The organism is Sphingobacterium nematocida, from assembly GCF_900168125.1.
Classification (GTDB): domain Bacteria; phylum Bacteroidota; class Bacteroidia; order Sphingobacteriales; family Sphingobacteriaceae; genus Sphingobacterium; species Sphingobacterium nematocida.
The window spans coordinates 72,614-90,612 of sequence record NZ_FUZF01000017.1 but is presented as its reverse complement, the minus strand read 5'-3'; the positions used below and the strand labels follow the sequence as shown (position 1 = coordinate 90,612).

Annotated in this window: 13 protein-coding genes; 2 read left to right on the top strand and 11 right to left on the bottom strand. The window is 39.2% G+C overall.

The features are described 5' to 3' along the window. Positions 1–70 precede the first annotated feature (70 nt). Positions 71–679 carry a polysaccharide deacetylase family protein gene (locus tag B5X76_RS16680; protein WP_079644862.1) on the top strand — a complete coding sequence of 203 codons (609 nt, stop codon included), beginning with the start codon at positions 71–73 and terminating at the stop codon, positions 677–679. On the opposite strand, the gene B5X76_RS16675 is transcribed toward B5X76_RS16680, so the two are convergent. The 10 genes from B5X76_RS16675 to B5X76_RS16630 all read right to left on the bottom strand — a co-directional run bounded on the left by B5X76_RS16675 (position 676) and on the right by B5X76_RS16630 (position 14,196). Further along, complete coding sequence (locus tag B5X76_RS16675) at positions 676–1,467, bottom strand: DUF4249 family protein (protein WP_079644860.1); 792 nt, start codon at positions 1,465–1,467, stop codon at positions 676–678. The two genes, B5X76_RS16680 and B5X76_RS16675, sit on opposite strands and share 4 nt — an antisense overlap. Positions 1,468–1,469: 2 nt before the next feature. After that, positions 1,470–3,788, bottom strand: a complete 2,319-nt coding sequence (locus B5X76_RS16670; RefSeq protein WP_079644859.1) for a TonB-dependent receptor — start codon at positions 3,786–3,788, stop codon at positions 1,470–1,472. Positions 3,789–3,811: 23 nt separating this feature from the next. Continuing rightward, positions 3,812–4,627 carry an alpha/beta hydrolase gene (locus tag B5X76_RS16665; RefSeq protein WP_176141118.1) on the bottom strand — a complete coding sequence of 272 codons (816 nt, stop codon included), beginning with the start codon at positions 4,625–4,627 and terminating at the stop codon, positions 3,812–3,814. Further along, positions 4,617–5,477 (bottom strand): hypothetical protein, encoded by an 861-nt coding sequence (locus tag B5X76_RS16660; RefSeq protein ID WP_079644857.1) that lies wholly within the window; start codon positions 5,475–5,477, stop codon positions 4,617–4,619. Before B5X76_RS16660 ends, B5X76_RS16665 begins: the two co-directional genes overlap by 11 nt. A gap of 8 nt (positions 5,478–5,485) precedes the next feature. Continuing rightward, complete coding sequence (locus B5X76_RS16655; protein WP_079644856.1) at positions 5,486–7,153, bottom strand: PNGase F N-terminal domain-containing protein; 1,668 nt, start codon at positions 7,151–7,153, stop codon at positions 5,486–5,488. An 11-nt stretch (positions 7,154–7,164) separates the two neighbouring features. Further along, positions 7,165–8,208, bottom strand: coding sequence for a ferredoxin--NADP reductase (locus B5X76_RS16650; RefSeq protein ID WP_079644854.1), 1,044 nt, complete (start codon positions 8,206–8,208; stop codon positions 7,165–7,167). An 86-nt stretch (positions 8,209–8,294) separates the two neighbouring features. Continuing rightward, positions 8,295–11,417, bottom strand: a complete 3,123-nt coding sequence (gene infB / locus B5X76_RS16645) for a translation initiation factor IF-2 (RefSeq protein WP_079644852.1) — start codon at positions 11,415–11,417, stop codon at positions 8,295–8,297. Positions 11,418–11,525: 108 nt separating this feature from the next. Continuing rightward, on the bottom strand, positions 11,526–12,764 hold the full coding sequence (nusA, locus tag B5X76_RS16640; protein ID WP_079644850.1) for a transcription termination factor NusA: 1,239 nt from the start codon (positions 12,762–12,764) through the stop codon (positions 11,526–11,528). A 2-nt stretch (positions 12,765–12,766) separates the two neighbouring features. Continuing rightward, positions 12,767–13,231, bottom strand: coding sequence for a ribosome maturation factor RimP (locus B5X76_RS16635; protein WP_079644848.1), 465 nt, complete (start codon positions 13,229–13,231; stop codon positions 12,767–12,769). 182 nt (positions 13,232–13,413) lie between these two features. Continuing rightward, positions 13,414–14,196, bottom strand: coding sequence for an XRE family transcriptional regulator (locus B5X76_RS16630; protein ID WP_079644847.1), 783 nt, complete (start codon positions 14,194–14,196; stop codon positions 13,414–13,416). Between the two features lie 104 nt (positions 14,197–14,300). Between B5X76_RS16630 and B5X76_RS21770 the strand changes: the two genes are divergently transcribed. Continuing rightward, positions 14,301–14,642, top strand: a complete 342-nt coding sequence (locus B5X76_RS21770) for a GIY-YIG nuclease family protein (RefSeq protein WP_139375365.1) — start codon at positions 14,301–14,303, stop codon at positions 14,640–14,642. Positions 14,643–14,806: 164 nt separating this feature from the next. Here the strand turns inward: B5X76_RS21770 and B5X76_RS16625 are convergent, their stop codons facing one another. Further along, a complete protein-coding gene (locus B5X76_RS16625) occupies positions 14,807–17,947 on the bottom strand; it encodes a basic secretory protein-like protein (RefSeq protein WP_245801075.1) in 3,141 nt (1,046 codons plus the stop codon). Positions 17,948–17,999 lie beyond the last annotated feature (52 nt).

The window sequence follows — 17,999 nt, the reverse complement described above, 5'->3', positions numbered from 1 at the left end:
CTTTTTCTATTTTAGATACACAGGTTAATAATGTTTACTTAAATTTGGGAAATTAATACGGGATTCTGAAATGTATTTTATCAATGCTCCTTTTTTTCTTCGTTGGATATATCCTGGTGTCACTTGGAATAGATCCCGGATGGACAAAAAGATATATCTTACTTTTGACGACGGTCCTATTCCAGAAATTACGCCCTGGATTTTAGACGTTTTAAAGCAGCATAAGATAAGGGCAACATTTTTCTGTGTAGGTGAGAACATAATTAAGCATCCTGAGATCTTTCAAAGACTGCTCAATGAAGGGCACCGTATTGGTAACCACACTTTTAATCACCTCAAAGGCTGGGATACTACAGATAGTGCTTATATTGAGAATGTTAAGCTATGTCAACAGTATACACGCTCCAATCTCTTTAGACCTCCTTACGCTCGTGCAAAGAGGTCACAAATAAAATTATTGCGCAAGGATTTTGAGTTGATTTACTGGGATGTTTTATCTGGAGACTTCGACCTTAACCTTAGTCCAGAGGCCTGTTACGCCAATGTCTTAAAGTATACAAAAAATGGTTCCATTCTAGTTTTTCACGACAACTTAAAAGCTATTCCTCGCGTTCAATATGTTCTACCTAAAATGATCCAGCATTTCTCACAGCTAGGATATACTTTTGATATTCTTTAATCCGTTATCTGCACGATCTTAACACCGTAATCTTTAGCACTACTTACACTGAAGAACCCTAATGCCCCATTTGAAATGTTCGATGTTGGATTTGCTGGAGCTGCACTACCTGGATTCAACATCTGCACTTGATTCCAATACGTATACACCTCTTTGGCTACGCACTGCCGACGTACAATAACAGAATCCCCCAAAGCCAATGAGTTATCTCTATCCGCGATATTGTGCGATACATAAAGGCCATCGTTAAACTTATCGCTAAAGCTACTAGCGAATTTGAACGAGGATCCATTTACCGAGATATCATATTTGTAGTAGTTAGGTACATCTTTTGTATCCTCAAATTTTAACACAACTGAATAATATATATCATTAAATATAGTTTCCTCCTTTATCGCCAATGAGTCTATAGATACGAAAGACGTCATCTTCGTTGAAGATAAGAACACTTGTCCCTTGACATCAACTGTCAGATGATATGTTAACTCTTCTTTTGGTTTAAAGTTTTTTCTCCGGTATGCCCCATCCCCCTGATCTTCAAAAATAAACTCCCTTCCCTGGCTATCCTTCACCACAACAGCTGCCCCAATGACTGGTTGACTGGCCACAGGCGAATCAAAATCTACAGTTTCAGACAACCAGATTACTTGATCAGAGCTTAGATTATTTAAGTCTGCTTCAATCACAATTTTCGGATTGGCTTTGTTTAAATCGATATCTATTAAGTCCTCACATGATACAAGCGTAAGGGCTAGGGCAATTAATAGGTTGAATCTAAATAGTCTCATCTTTAAAATTTAAAGTTCCAGGTAACTGATGGAATAGCCCCAAAGAGTGCTATCCGATAGGCCTCCGTAACATTTGCATTATTTTCGTTTTCTCTAAAATCAATGATATAGGCGTTTTTTCTATTATAGACATTATAGACACCAAATGACCAACTCGAGTGAAAGCGCTTATGTACTGGTTTGGGTTCGTACGTAGCCGAAATATCTAATCGATGATAGTCGGGCATACGATAACCATTTCTCTCCGTATAATAAAACATCGTGTTTCCATTTACACTATATTTACCACTCGGAAATGTTATGGCATTTCCCGTATAATAGACAAAATTAGCAGCTAAACTCCACTTTTTAGTTAACTCATACATAGCCACCAGGGATACATCGTGTGTCCTATCCTGCCGGGCATTAAACCAATTGCCCTCATTGATTTGGTCAAATTGCCTTTCACTTTTTCCCAGTGTATAGCTTATCCAACCATTAAATCGCCCTTTTGTTTTTCTTAAAAGCCATTCGATACCATAGGACCGTCCTTGTCCAAACAGTAGCTCTCCCTCCAAAAATTTATTTGCCTGTAGGTCGGCGCCGTTTCTGAAGTCGATCTGGTTGCCCATGAACTTGTAATACGATTCTACCGATAGTTCATAACGATTATCTGCAAAGTTCCTAAAATAACCCAAGGCTACTTGATCTGCATATTGCGGTTTTATATTTACACTACTCAACACAAACTGATCTGTAGGTAGTGAAGATGTCGTATTTGTAAGTTGATGCAGATTCTGCGTGACGCGATTAAACGATCCCTTGATACTATTTTGTGCATTCAGAATGAACGACATAGACAATCGAGGTTCAATATTAAAATGATGCTTTATCACAGAACTCCCATACATTTGACTATCAATAGCTTGACCATCTTCATCAAATGTATAGAATGTACCCGGGCCTTGCACCATGAAGTCAGTCAATCTAATTCCATAAATCACGGACAACCAATCTAAAGGTTTCCATTCATGAGAGCCGTAAGCAGCCAATTCTATACCATTTCGTTTTTCTATCTCAAGCGTATTAACGGAGGAGTTATTAGTAGCGTTTAGACTTGCTGGTGATATTTTCTGACGCAATACATTTACTCCAAAACGGAACGTATTGAGATTATTCCGATAATACGAAAAATCCTGTTTAAGTTTAACATTCTCTATTTTTGAGGCAATTTTAAAATCGCTCTCGTCATTCGAGACATTTACATTATAGGTAAAATCACTATAGATTAAGGTCGTATTACTGAATAGTTTTTCGTTAAAAACATGGTTCCATCTAGCAGTTGCTGTAGCATTCCCCCAATCAAAGCTAAATAAGTCACCATATCCCAAATCATCCTTCCCAAAGTATCCAGATAGGTACAGCGTATTTTTATCATTAAACCTATAATTGATTTTTGCATTGAGGTCGTAAAAGTATAGCTTACTCTTTTTTACCGTCTCGTCATTGGATAGCTTCAGAAATAAATCAGCATAAGTACGCCTACCAGAGATCATAAATGAACTTTTATCTTTAACAATAGGTCCCTCTAATTTCAATCGTGAAGCGATCAATCCTAAACCACCCTCAGCTGCAAACTTCTTATTATTACCATCTAGCATGCGTATATCGAGTACAGAGGAAGCTCTTCCTCCATATTGAGCTGGTATGCCCCCTTTGTATAACGCAACATCCTTAATAGCATCCGAATTAAATGTCGAGAAAAAACCCATCAAATGTGATGCATTATATACCGTAGCCTCGTCCAAGAGAATCAAATTCTGGTCACCGCCGCCACCTCTTACATAAAAATTGGAAGATCCTTCCCCTCCTTTTGCCACTCCAGGTAACATTTGTATCGTCTTTAGGATATCACGTTCACCAAATAACACAGGAACATTTTTCACCTCTTCCATAGTGAAATTTAGAGCTCCCATTTGCGCATTGGTTACATTATCGTTTCTCTTTCTTCCTGAAATCACGACCTCCTCCAATATATTGTCTAGAGGTTCCAGTTCAAAAGAAAGTCGTTTGGTTTCGAAAGTATTAACTTTAGAAAGCAATGGTTTATAACCTACAAATGAAATAATTAACTCCACTTCCTTTTCCGTTATATCCATAGAAAAATAGCCGTAGCTATTAGTAGAAGCTGTTAGATTTTGATCTTTAACTTGTATCGCGGCACCGATCAGAAGCTCTCCCGACGAGGCATCTTTAACATAACCGCTTATTGTTTTTTTTTCTTGTGCGATAAGGGCAACAGAGGTAAATACACTTAAAAATAGAAAGACTAGTATACGCATATAATAATTTAGGAATAGGTAGATTAATTTCTGAAAAATTGATCAAAAAATGCCATTTGTAACTGTACCGACTGTCCCCAGTATTCCCAATTATGCTTTCCGGGCATAGAGACAAACGTATGAGGTATATTTAAGTAAGTCATCTTTTCATGCAGCTGTTTATTAACTGCGTAAAAGAAATCATCAGTACCACAGTCTATAAAAAATTTTAAACTATTGGGCTGTATCAAATGCAGCATTTCCATAACCACATGATTATCCCACGCATCCTTATTTTCCGCGTACGAGCCCAGTCGCTTAACAATCTCCCAATTATTCGGAAAAGGTCTAAAGTCAACTCCTCCTGCTGTGCTTCCCACAGCGCCATAGACGTCTTGATGCCTTATTCCAAGAAACATAGCACCATGTCCTCCCATGCTTAACCCAGCAATAGCTCTTCCTTCCCTAGTCGGACACACCTTATATTCTTTTTCGATATACGTTATCAACTCTTTAGAAACAAACGTTTCATACTGATTATTCTTATCATCTTTCACATCCCAGTACCAGCTACCATAACCACCATCTGGACATACAACAGCATAGTTATATCTGTCTACCAATGTCTTTATATAAGGCACTTTATTGACCCAATTTGAATAGTCTCCCGAATAACCATGTAATAAATACAAAGTAGGAACTGGCTTACCTTGGTTTTCTGGAAGAATCACCACAGTTTTAATCTTTTTACCCATGCTTTGGGAAAAAACTTCCACTGTATCCACCTTAGCGGCCTTCAATTGAACACCATAGAAAAATAATGTGATAAGTAAAAAATAACGCATAGTATCAGTAATCATATTTATAAAGATAAGCATCTAGACCAAAAGGTCGTTCAGAAATTGTATAAAAGAATCGATCATTTCGATCAAAACAAATCGCCTCTCCCTGAGGTTCTATTTTGTAAGGTATATTTTGAAACGCTCCTTTCAACGCAGAGACTAAGTCCTGCTCATTATTTCGCTCCCACAGAAATACTGAGGTCAGGTTTTTTATCAGAATAAATCGTCCATCATGCCGTATATCAGCTGCCGTTACAAAAGTAAAAGGCAACTGCATTTTGGGCTCTAATTCCTTAACATCTTCCGTTAGAAAAGTAGAAAATGGCAATCTGAATACAGTAGACTTAAAGTCTCTCTTTGAGATAATATAGACGGTGTTATCGATCGGATCCACAAATAGCGCTTCAGCATCCCGTCTTTTATCTTTATATCTAAATTTAATTTCCTTAATTTGATCGGATGGCACGCGGTAATTATCGCGCCCAGGCTCTAGAATTGGTTCTTTAAATAAAAATAAAGACAAGGTATCTCTTTTCCGTAAATTGTTACCCATATCCGCTAATAGCAGATAAGGTGTACCATCTATTTGCAAAGCAGCATTATCCTCCGTATCTACCAACCTAATTCCTTCAAGCTCAACCGTCGCTACCAATTGAGCTTCGTTGTTTATTGCATAAATAGCAGAGTGGTCTCCACTATCGTTGTGAACCCAAAAATTCTTACTATTATAATAAGATGGTATTATGCCGGATACCTCGGTAAGTGCCGCGCTCCCCAGCTTACCCATTTTTAAAGGTTCTTGAGCTTCACTGATATTTACATCGAGTATCAGCAATAGAGATGTTAACCAAATATATTTTATCAGCATTATTGTGTTTACTCTTTATCAAACAATAATGCTCCACTCACGTTCCAAAAGCTAATACTATCTCCTTCCTTCGGACCTTGCGGTATTTGTACGCGGAGGTGATGCTTACCCGCTTTTAAGTTTCCTAGATCAATAAACATGGGATACGTTATTGTACCGGGACACCAGTTGGATCGGCTTAAGTCAGACGAAGATAATCCGTTTTCGAAATTTCCTGACACAGGATTATACAATCTATAACTACCACAATCGACGCGCCAAGGCGTAAATTGAAAAACAGATTGACCATCCAAGTACACCGCATTTGTCTTAGGAACAAATTCATCACCATTCCCCCATCCACCATGACCAGTCGTAATATAGCGCAATTTCGCATTCTTAATATCTTTATCTAGAACAAACTCCAACTCCAGCCCCTTTTCTTGACCAAACAATGTTGGATATCCTTGTCCTCCCATCTCCATCACGTTTGTCGTATTGAACAAAGCTATCATATCTACATCTTTCGCATAGTTTGAACCTCCAGGGTGTATCGTTAACTCCAAGCTCACTTTATGCCCGCCTTTATCATAGTTTCCGATATAGGTACCAATATAAACATCCCTACCTCCCATAATCTTCAAAAATTCCGACACATCCTGTCTGTAAGTCACACTATCCTGCCAGGTTTTATCTTTCAAAGCCAGTCGTCCATTAAAATGAGAAACCCCAAAAGGTGTAAAGAAACGCATCAGTTCTAATATTGGCGAATAACCTTCAGTACGAACCATTCCTGGATAAGACTGTCCATCACCATTTTCGTAAGCAGGCAATGTCTTCATCCCATTTTTCATTCCATCCAAAAAACTTTGGCTCTGATCTTCTGCTATCATAAATACAGATCCTGTTCTATCATAAGCATCTCCATTAGATTTTTCGACCAGCTCAATAAAAGCTTGACTATTATCTGACACCTCTGGCACACGGATTCGCTTCATGATCACGGTACCTTCCGCAAACCTCATTACAGAATCTGATTTGATTCCAGGTTGAAAGCATATCTGTTCATTCTTGAAAATGGGAATTTGTATAAAGCGACTCTTCCACAAAACATCCTTATACGTCAATCCATCTAACAACAAATCAACCCCCGGAAATTTCAACGTTGAAGGCCAAGATTTTATACGCTCCACACTCGTTGCCACAAGCCCTGAGTTTCCATTACGTCGATATTCCATTACCATCCCTAGATCAAGTCCCATATCGTTCGGAGCGGCATTAATTCCGAGATCCTTATTGTACCAAAGTTCTATAGCATTAGAGTTTACCGAAGCCGTCGCTTTACGCACCTCCCGATCCAAAATATTCTTTTTGTCTTCAGTAATAGTGTAGCTATAACGTGTGAATGCTTGATCGTCTAAGGTTGTTATTTTTTTATCAGCCGATAGTGTAGACTGCTTAATCATTTTTCTCTCATCAAAAGTTATGTAAGACTCCTCATAAGGATATCTAGCATTTCCATCCATTACACTCTGTTTAGAGATTATGGTCTTACCTTTAGAAGCGTACACAATTACCGGATCTTGTTTTACCATCGCTCCATCCCTAAAATAATGATAGGTTATCTTGTATATGTCCTGACCCATGCCTACCATAACATACAGTTGACATAGAACTACCCAGATTATTCTCTTCATAACGATTTTATTTACAATACTTCAATTATAGTTCCATTTTCAATCGGGTGCGACGTACAGATCAAGCACTTACCATTAGCGACTTCCCTATCTGTCAACACCTCATTATAATCCATTCGTACAGCCCCTTGGTTCACTTGAGATATACAAGTACTACACATACCTGATTTACAAGAGTAAGGTAACTTCAACTTATGCTCCAACCCGACATCGAGCACACTCTTATTATACGGAATTGTCAATGGATATTCCTGACCATTAAACTTCAATACAATATCGTAAGAAGTCATATCTACAAGCTCATCTTCCTTCTCATCTTCATCCTCCTCTTCTTCCGGAAAGTGAAAAGTTTCCTTTTTTATATCTTCATCTGGAAATCCCATACCTAAAAGTGTAAATCGGCATAAATCCATATAAAATAATGGGCCACAGGTATAGAACAAATTTTCAAACCCTTCTTCCATATTTTCATTGACCAATTCAATAAGGTATTCCCGGTTCAGTCTTGCCTTCAAAAGATTCTTCTTATTAGACCAGATAAATTCTATTTTTAGACGGTCTGGATACATTTCTTGCCAACGAAGCAATTCCTCATAAAACAAAGTACTTTCCTTGCTACTATTACTATACACGAGGATCACCTTACTATTATCCTCTCGAGTTAGCGCAGTTTTAAGAATAGAAAAAAGAGGAGTTACACCTACTCCGGCTCCAAAGAGAAAAACGGTTCGACGGATCTCCTTAACAGGCTCGTATACAAACAACCCTTGTGGCTCCATCACTTCAATAACGTCGCCAATCGCAGTATTATGGTGCAATAGTCTCGATATTTCGCCATTGTCTACACGTTTTACCGTTACTTCATATGGTTCATCTACATCAGGCGAACTACTAAAAGAATAAGAACGTCGCACCTCACGCTCACCAAACTCAAAGCATAATGTTAAAAACTGTCCTGCCTTATATGTCGGGAAGCTTCCCGACAAATCTTGAAAACGAATAGAAATATTATGGTTTGGGTGCTTTATTATCTCCGAGATTCTGAACTTATACATAGTGCTAAAGATAAAACCTTAAACCTTTTAAAGCAAAAAAAATCCCAACCACTGGGGTTGGGATTAAATATATTAGATATCGTAAATTATAATTTACGTTTTACTTCTACTTGCTCGTAGGCTTCAACAATATCACCTACTTGTATATCATTAAATTTCTCGATGTGAAGACCACATTCGTAGCCATGAGTCACCTCTTTCACATCATCTTTAAAGCGTTTCAAGGAAGCTAATTTACCCGTATGAATCACCACTCCATCGCGGATTATGCGGACATCATTATTTCTTGTGATTTTACCCGTAGTAACCATACATCCTGCGATTGTACCCACTTTTGTAATTTTAAAGGTCTCGCGAATCTCCACCTCAGCCACAATCTTTTCTTCAAATTTAGGTTCCAACATACCTTCCATCGCAGATTTAAGTTCTTCGATAGCATCATAGATGATAGAGTATAGACGGATATCAATTTGTTCATTCTCCGCAAGCTTACGTGCATTTTGAGTAGGTCTTACCTGGAAACCGATAATCACGGCATCCGATGCAGATGCTAACAACACGTCGGACTCAGAAATAGCCCCCACCGACTTATGGATAATATTAACCTGAATTTCGTCAGTAGATAATTTCAACAAAGAGTCTGATAACGCTTCGATAGATCCATCAACATCCCCTTTAACGATAATGTTAAGCTCTTTAAAGTTACCAATTGCCAGACGACGACCGATCTCATCAAGTGTAATATGTTTCGTCGCACGCATACCTTGTTCACGCTGCAATTGCAAACGCTTGTTCGCTACGATACGAGCTTCCGACTCACTCTCCATAACATACAGTTTATCACCTGCAGTAGGAGCACCGGACATACCTAAAATCTGAACCGGTACCGAAGGCCCAGCCTCTTTCACACGTTCGCCGCGTTCGTTGGTTAACGCCTTCACTTTACCAGAATGTGATCCTGCTAGAATAGCATCTCCCACACGTAGTGTACCTCCTTGTACCATTACAGTAGTTACGATACCACGACCTTTATCAAGAGCGGCTTCGATTACAGAGCCGACTGCACGTTTCTTAGGATCCGCTTTAAGCTCAAGCATTTCTGCTTCTAGCAATACTTTCTCCAACAACAGGTCTACGTTTTCTCCCGTTTTAGCAGAGATCTCCTGTGCTTGATATTTACCGCCCCAATCTTCTACTAGAATATTCATTGCAGACAATTGCTCACGGATTCTATCTGCATTTGCACCTGGCTTATCGACTTTCGTAAATGCGAATACAATTGGTGCGCCAGCAGCCTGAGCATGATTAATAGCTTCTTTTGTTTGAGGCATCACAGCATCATCCGCAGCGATTACGATAATAACAATATCTGTTACCTGCGCACCGCGAGCACGCATCGCTGTAAAAGCTTCGTGACCAGGAGTATCCAAGAATGTTATCTTACGGCCTCCGTCGAGTGTTACGGCATATGCACCAATGTGCTGCGTGATACCACCTGCTTCGCCTTTAGTTACATTTGCTTTACGGACATAATCCAATAAAGATGTCTTACCATGATCGACGTGTCCCATTACAGTAACAATCGGTGCACGAGAGACCAAGTTATCTTCGTTATCTGCTTCTTCTAGTTCTGTAGTTTCTTCATCTTCTGGTTTGATAAACTCGATTTTATAATCGAATTCATCCGCTACAATAGCTAAGGTCTCGGCATCAAGACGTTGGTTGATCGATACGAACATTCCCAAACTCATACATGTACCGATAACTTTCGTAACAGGAACATCCATTAAGTTGGCCAACTCGTTTGCTGTCACAAACTCCGTGACACGCAATACTTTGGACATCATTTCTTGTTCCAATGCTGCTTCTTCAGCTGACAAAGCGACATCATCACGTTTCTGTCTACGTAATTTAGCACGTTGAGCAAACTTACCAGACTTACCAGCACCACTTAAACGAGCTAAAGTTGCTTTAATTTGATCTTGGATTTCCTTTTCAGACAATTCTCCTTTAGGAGCAGCATCTTGTCTAGGACCTCTATTTCTAGGATCAAATTTTCCTCTTCCTGCAGGCGCATTTCCTCCTGGACGATTATTATTGTTACCTCTAGGTCCACCTCCTTGTTGGAAACCACCAGGTCTATTTTGCCCTTGACCGCCTCCTTGTTGGAAGCCACCTGGTCTGTGCTGTCCTGGACCACCCTGATGAGTACCTCCTTGTTGTCCTCCCTGTGCATTCGGAGAAATAGGTGTACCAGGTTTATTTGTACGTTTACGTTTACGCTTATTATCTTGACTCGCGTTAGATGATGAAGCGACAGGCTTATCTTTAGGCTTGAAAGTTGGCAATTCAATTTTACCAATTACTTTTGGCCCTTCCAGTTTTTCAGAGCGCGCACGAATCACTTCGTTCTGTTCCTCCACTGGTTTAGATTCTACAACAGGTTTATTCTCCACCTTAATTTCTTCCTTTTTAACTTCAACTTTTTGTTCAGGTTTTTCTACCACAGGTTTTACCTCTTCTACAGGCTTGACTACCGCAGGCTTCTCAATAGGAGCAGCTTCTACCTTTACTTCAGGTTTTACTGGCTCTACAGCTTTAGGTTCTTCTTTAACAGGCTCTGATATTTCTACCGGCTTCGGAGTTTCAACTGCTTTAGGTTCTTCCTTTGCAGGTGCTACAACAGGTTCCGCCTTTACCTCAATCTTCGGCTCTGCTTTAACCTCTGGTTTCTCAACCGTTTCTTCTTTCTTTTTAAACTTACCTTTATTTAGGCTATCAAGATCAATCTTACCGATAACCTTAAGGTGTCCTCCGGCAACAGTTTCTTCTTCTTTTTCCTGCTTCACAGGAGCTTCTTTTTCTACCGGTGCGGATACTGATACATTCTTAATCAAAAGACCTTCTGTATCGTCGTTATGTTCTTCTCTTTTAGAGGTTGTAGAATCTTGAGGTACGGTTGCATTCCCGCCCAAAGGAGTTTCATCACGGCGAATTTTGCCAATAACAATCTGCTTAGCTTCATCCTTTGCGATTTTATCACCTTGAAATTCACGCGAAAGAACACCATACATATCTCCAGTTAATTTTGTTGTAGGTTTTGCTTCTACATCAAAACCCTTTTTACTTAAAAATTCCACTGCAGTACCTATACCAATATTAAGTTCCTTTGCTGCTTTGAGTAAGTTTATGCTTTTACCTTCTGTCATCTATTTATTAACCTCTAAAAATCTATTACTACAAAAATATGTTTTTTTTACTCGCAATTAACAAATATTTACATTTTAATATGCAATATTCGTATGGGCAATCGAAGCCTATTCAAACTCCGACTGCAAAATGCGCACTATCTCTTGAATAGTATCCTCTTCTAAATCTGTACGTCGTGTCAATTCTTCCAATGACAATGACAATACTGACTTAGCACTATCTAGACCAACACGCTTTAATTCATCGATAATCCAGCTATCGATTTCATCTGCAAATTCCTCAATATCAACATCTTCCTCCACCTCATCATTTTCTCTATATACATCAATCTCGTACCCGGTCAACTTACCGGCCAACTTGATATTATGTCCTCCACGGCCTATAGCCAATGACACCTGATCTGGCTTTAAGTAGACTGCAGCAGTTTTATCATCTTCATCAATTTTGATCGATGAGATACGCGCTGGACTCAAAGCACGTGTTATATATAAAGAATGATTCGTTGTAAAATTGATTACGTCAATATTTTCATTGCGTAACTCACGTACGATACCGTGAATACGCGATCCTTTCATACCCACACATGCACCTACAGGATCAATACGATCATCGTAAGACTCTACAGCTACTTTCGCTCGCTCGCCTGGTTCACGTACAATCTTCTTAATAGTAATCAATCCATCAAAAATCTCAGGTACCTCCAATTCAAACAAACGCTGTAAAAATTCAGGAGCAGTACGAGAAATAATGATCTTAGGATTACTATTCATCATATCCACTTTGTATACGACAGCGCGTATACTATCACCTTTCTTAAAGTAATCGGCTGGGATCTGTTCTGTTTTTGGTAGAATCAATTCATTACCATCCTCGTCAAGTACCAGAATTTCTTTTTTCCAGATTTGGTATACCTCGCCGATCACCAGTTCGCCTTCGCGATCTTTATATTTCTTAAAGACCTCATCTTTCTCCAATTCTAAAACTTTAGAAACCAAAGTCTGACGTGCAGCCAAAATAGCACGACGACCAAAACTCTCTAAAGTAATCTGCTCAATATAATCATCCCCTACTTCTAGGTCAGGATCAAATTGGTGTGCTTCAGCTAATTCAATCTCCAAATCATCGTCTTCCGAAAAACCGTCTTCCATCACAACACGCGTTCTCCACATTTCCAAATCTCCGTTATCCGGATTCACAATAACGTCAACATTCTCGTCTGTGCCGAAGCGTTTACGAATCATGCTACGGAACACTTCTTCCAATACTGTAATTACCGTCGGACGGTCGATATTTTTGAACTCTTTAAACTCCTGAAAAGAGTCAATTAAATTAATATTGCTGCTCATTTTTAACTAAATGAAATTAACACCTTTGTTTCTCTTATTTGATCCATTGAAAATACGACTTCTTTAACTTCAGCCTTTTTTCCTTTTTCTTTTATTGTTTCTGCAATGACTATCTCTGTCTCTGTCGCATTTACCAACTTGCCCTCATGCTTACCCCCATCGACCAATTTAACGCGAACATTCCGCCCTATATTTTTAGCGTACTGTCTTAGCGACAACAGTCCTCCGTCTATTCCAGGCGATGATACTTCAAGGCGATACGCATTCTCAATAACGTTTTCCTCCTCTAGATGAAAACCGACGTGCTTACTTACCCCTACACAATCTTCAATTGAGATTCCATTATCTCCGTCCAATAGAATTTCTAAAACTCCATTTTTTAACATCTTTATACGAACGATAAAAAGATCTGCTCTATCCGCAATCTTCTCTTCTACCAGTTCTTTAACACGTTGTTCGACTTGCATACGCTTATTAAAAATTCAATTAAAAAAGGGGGCAAACCATGCCCCCTTCCTTTCAGATAATACAAAAGTAGGTATTTATTTTCAAAAATACAACCCGTACATACATATTTTCATAGATTAGATCCATCGTTATCAACACTATTATTTCTCAAAGCGAAAATCATGTATACCCTAACTAACTATTAAGATGTTTTTTTGGTGTCCACCACAGCATTTATAGTTTTCTGCATCTGTGCCATCATCGAGGTCAAGGACTCCATTGTAGGTTCTGCATTAGGCTCTGGAAATTCAGTAGAAATATAAGCTTTAGCTCGCCACACTTCAAGAATTTCCTCGGCAGGCACCCAATAAGGCTCATACACTTTGTTGTCCGAGATCAACTTCAATCCTTTATCATCTTTATATTTAAATGCAATACGTTTATAAACGACACCTTCATTGTTAGACACCACGATATAAGTCTGTCCCGCCTTTATATCATGCCAATTCTCAACATACTCCCCTACTACAATAGAACCGCTCGGCATTGGTAGCATCGAATCTCCTTTAATCTCAAACGCCCTATAGGTCCCTTGCCTGAAAATCGGCAACGAAAACTTTGGAAGTTCCTTCACATATTCTGGGTCACCGTAACCATTTAAATAACCCGCGCTCGCCTTAGTTGGTACCAATTCAATGTTTTCACGATCCTCTCCATCAACAGTAACACTCAGTACCCTTAGATTGGAAGCATTACTCTTTGGCACAGGCTTCCATTTTTCGTCTATCTGATCATTCGCTAGCTCATCCATCGACAGATCATAGTAAGACGCTATTTTTTTTAGCAAGCTATATTTAGGCTCAGCACGATCCTCTTCATAGGCCCCTACCGACGCACGCTTAATTTCCATTACATCAGCGAATTGCTGCTGTGTAAGTTTGGCTCTTTTTCTTAAAAACTTCAGGTTTGATGCTATGTTTGACATAAATTATTTTAAAATATATTTTTAAAAAGCTAATTTTATTAGTAATATTGTGCCAATAAAATTAGTAAAAAATAAAATTACAACCAAATAATTTAGTATATCACATGAAAAAACACCTAATTTACATCGCTACAGACCCCAACAGAGTATATGTTGAAGCCGGATACACACAAGATTTAATGACACAATCATCCAATCTACAATTCCACTCTATCCATAGCTCAGGTAGATCACCAAAGTTCAATCGTATTGTTCACGTAGAAGAATTTTCATCTTTTGATGCCGCACAAAAGCGACTGATAGAACTAACTCACTTCACCCGCATGCAAAAAGAACGATTAATCAGAAGACACAATCCCAATTGGCTTAATATAAATCCATTAAACACAAACATGGCCAACCATACGACAATACATATTTCACATGCACTTGTCTCTGCTTGTTAAGCCATTCTAATTTCATTGTGATATACTAAAAAACAAACGGCATAAAAAAGTCCTTAAATCTATTAAGGACATATATATCTATAAAAAAAGTCGTTGTTTAAACCTTAGCCTAAACAACGACCCTTAACAACCTCAACATATATCGCATATGTTATAGGTATAGACTACCAGCCAGGCGTAAAGTTTAATCCAAATGTTCCAAATTTCGAACGTGTCTTTTGAAACGGGATAGCATAATACGGTTCCAATATCATTGCACCAAAAAGATTGACACGTAGAGACACTCCTGCACTGAATAACGGTACTCTAACACTTTCGCTATACTCCATCACCTGTTGATTGGTCTCCGGATCTATAATAGGCTTTCCTTGACCATCAACAGCCGGCACCTTATCTGCATCTGTTTTATCCCATTTGATCTGATCACCACCACGCCACGCCAAGCCACCATCAATAAAGAAGTTCAGGTCAGAGAACAAAAAGCCCGACTTGACTACAGCAAGTTTTTCAGGTCCAGTAAATGGTATGCGAAGCTCTAAGTTAGCTATAGCCATACGTGTCCCCATTAGGTCCGAGAAGTTCACCTTACCCTGCGCGTCAAAATTCCCTGTCTCGTAACCTCTTATTAAGTACGGGTACCCGATGTACAACGGGTTTAATGCCTTCTCATCTTTACCGGTACGCATATACGAATATACACGCCCCGCTATCGTCACAGGATTAAATCGATGGTATTTTCGCAAGTCTACGTTCAACGCCGTAAACCTATAATCTCCAAAATATTGTTCCGCACCGAATCGATACCGATATCCGTGTAATGGCGCAGCTATTCCAAAGACTGAATTATCGCCTACAAAACCGACATTGACCTGCTGCATTACAAAAGGTTCCATACTTCTCACGCCGAGCACCTCTTCAGCTTCCTCATTCGATATCTTTTGCCGATCACCATATCCCCAATTATAACTTTGGCGCCATTTATCTACGCGATAACTATAACGAGATATAGCTGCTCCCGCTTCGACACGATGATGGCGGTTAAACGGGAATGCCACAAATCCTTCCGCCTGCGTTTGAAACGTGCGAATCAAATAAGTATTTAACGACAATTCGTTCCCATTACCAAAATCCTCCGTTTCATACATATTATATCCCGACATATACGGAATATGAGATAAAGCGCCTCCCCAGTTTATACGGCTCCGCTGGTTAATATAAGCCAGCTGGCCACCAAAGTCGTAAATCTCTCCATTGATATTCAGTGCCGCAAAAATTTGGTTATACCCCAGGATATCCGAAAACATACCTTGTACCCCACTAGAAATTCCAGCACCATATCGCGAACCTACAGACATCCCAATACCACTATTAGCTAGATAGTCCAATTTAAATTTCGGTGTATAGGCGATATTATTAATCTGTTCATCACCGATACGACCGAAGACATTAAAATTACGCAGGTTAGTATTGACCACGTTTACTCCTCTGCTCATCAATGGAGGCAACATCGCTGCTGTAAAGTCACTTTTACTTCCGTCTACGACCACCGCTTCAAATTCAGAACTTTTCGCTTTATAGACGTTATACTTATTCTTCTTGAAATAAGAATACACTATTTCATCATTATTGGAAATACTCATTGCCGGGGAATATTCTGTAATTCCTGATATCCCTGTAAAATAATCCGTCAAGCGCTCCACCGTACCCAAAGCTACCAAGTAGCGATACATATTACGATACCCATCACCATTCGATAAGAAATAGATCTCCTGTCCATTGGATGAAAAGTGAGGATTTAAATTATTCGCTCCCGGAAACACATTGATATTTCTAACCTCACCGGTAGCCACTGTTAATATGGCTAAGTTCATCGGTATATCTACTTCTCTATTATCACTTTGCAATGCCAATCTATCCGTACTAAAAACGATATACTTACCATCTCTGGAGTAGCTTGGTTGAAAATCCGAATACACATCATGTGTCAACTGTGTCACTTTCTTCGTATTCAAATTGTAAGTATAGAGATCCGAGTGCCCATTAGTCAGCCCAGAAAAAGCAAGCGTCTCACCATCCGGAGCCCAAGTTATATTCGCAAACTCCACGATCTCTCCCATCGACTGTACAGACAAGGTTTTACCCGTTTCCACATCCACTGTCATCAGTTTACTTTTGCCCTCACTAAACACCGAGAATGCGAACTTTTTACTATCAGGAGAAAACGAACCCGCAGACTCCAAGAAACTAAACTCATCAATATCTTTATTCGTCAACTTACTTCCCAGTTTACGAATCATCTTCCCGGTGTAGGCATCCGCGAGATAGAGATCGATGCTAAACATATCTTTCTCCGAAAGATATGCGACATATTTACCATCAGGAGATATCGTAGGAGACACATTCATGCTACCTCCATTTGAAGGGTTGATCAATGATAGACCAATTGGCCGCGAAGCAGTATCTTTCCCTAGTCCACGGTACATATTTTCCATACTATTTTTCCATAGTGTAGACACCGTCTGCGAATCATAACCAAATACTCGACGCATAGCGTAATCATACCCATATTTTGCCGTTTCTATAAATAAAGGCATAATAACCGTATCACCATAAGTAGAGCCAATATAAGACCAGAAAGCCTGCCCATACCGATAAGGAAAATAATTATACGACTGCTCGGTCATCTGCTTTAGGGAGGGAATGTCATTATTTACATAAGCATCCCGCATCCACATCGATGTAAAAGCATCCTTTTTACCTATTGAAAAATACTCTGCCATCCCTTCCACCATCCAAAGAGGGATATTTCCAAGATTTTCCAAGCGGGTCGAGTCTCCTCCCTCCATGATGACCCGGTATTGAAATGCGTGTACCAACTCGTGTCCCAACACATGTCGCGTTTGTTGGTTGATCTGCATAATTGGCATTACCACCCGCTGTTTGAAGGCCTCCGTTACCCCTCCTGTACCCACACTGATCTCCCCGGATATCGCAGTAGTCTGTTGAAACTCGGGATGATTATTATAAACAATTATGGGATTTTTTCGTGAAAACGTGTCCTGAAACACCTGCTGATGTAGTTCATACCAGACCTCAGATTCTTTTGCAAGCCAACGTATCAAACTATCATTTCTCGAATAATAATAGAGATTAAAATGAGGCGTATCATACACCTTAAAATTCAATTTCTTATAGCGCATTTTATTCTGTCCAAAGTATTGCGCTTGTACAGAAACACCAAATACCAGTAATAACAAAAAAGTCAATGCTATTTTAGTTATCCACTGGATCATTCTATTAGTCATAATTGTCGTAATTTATAATTCAATAAATCTATCAATAATTACGGTAAAAACG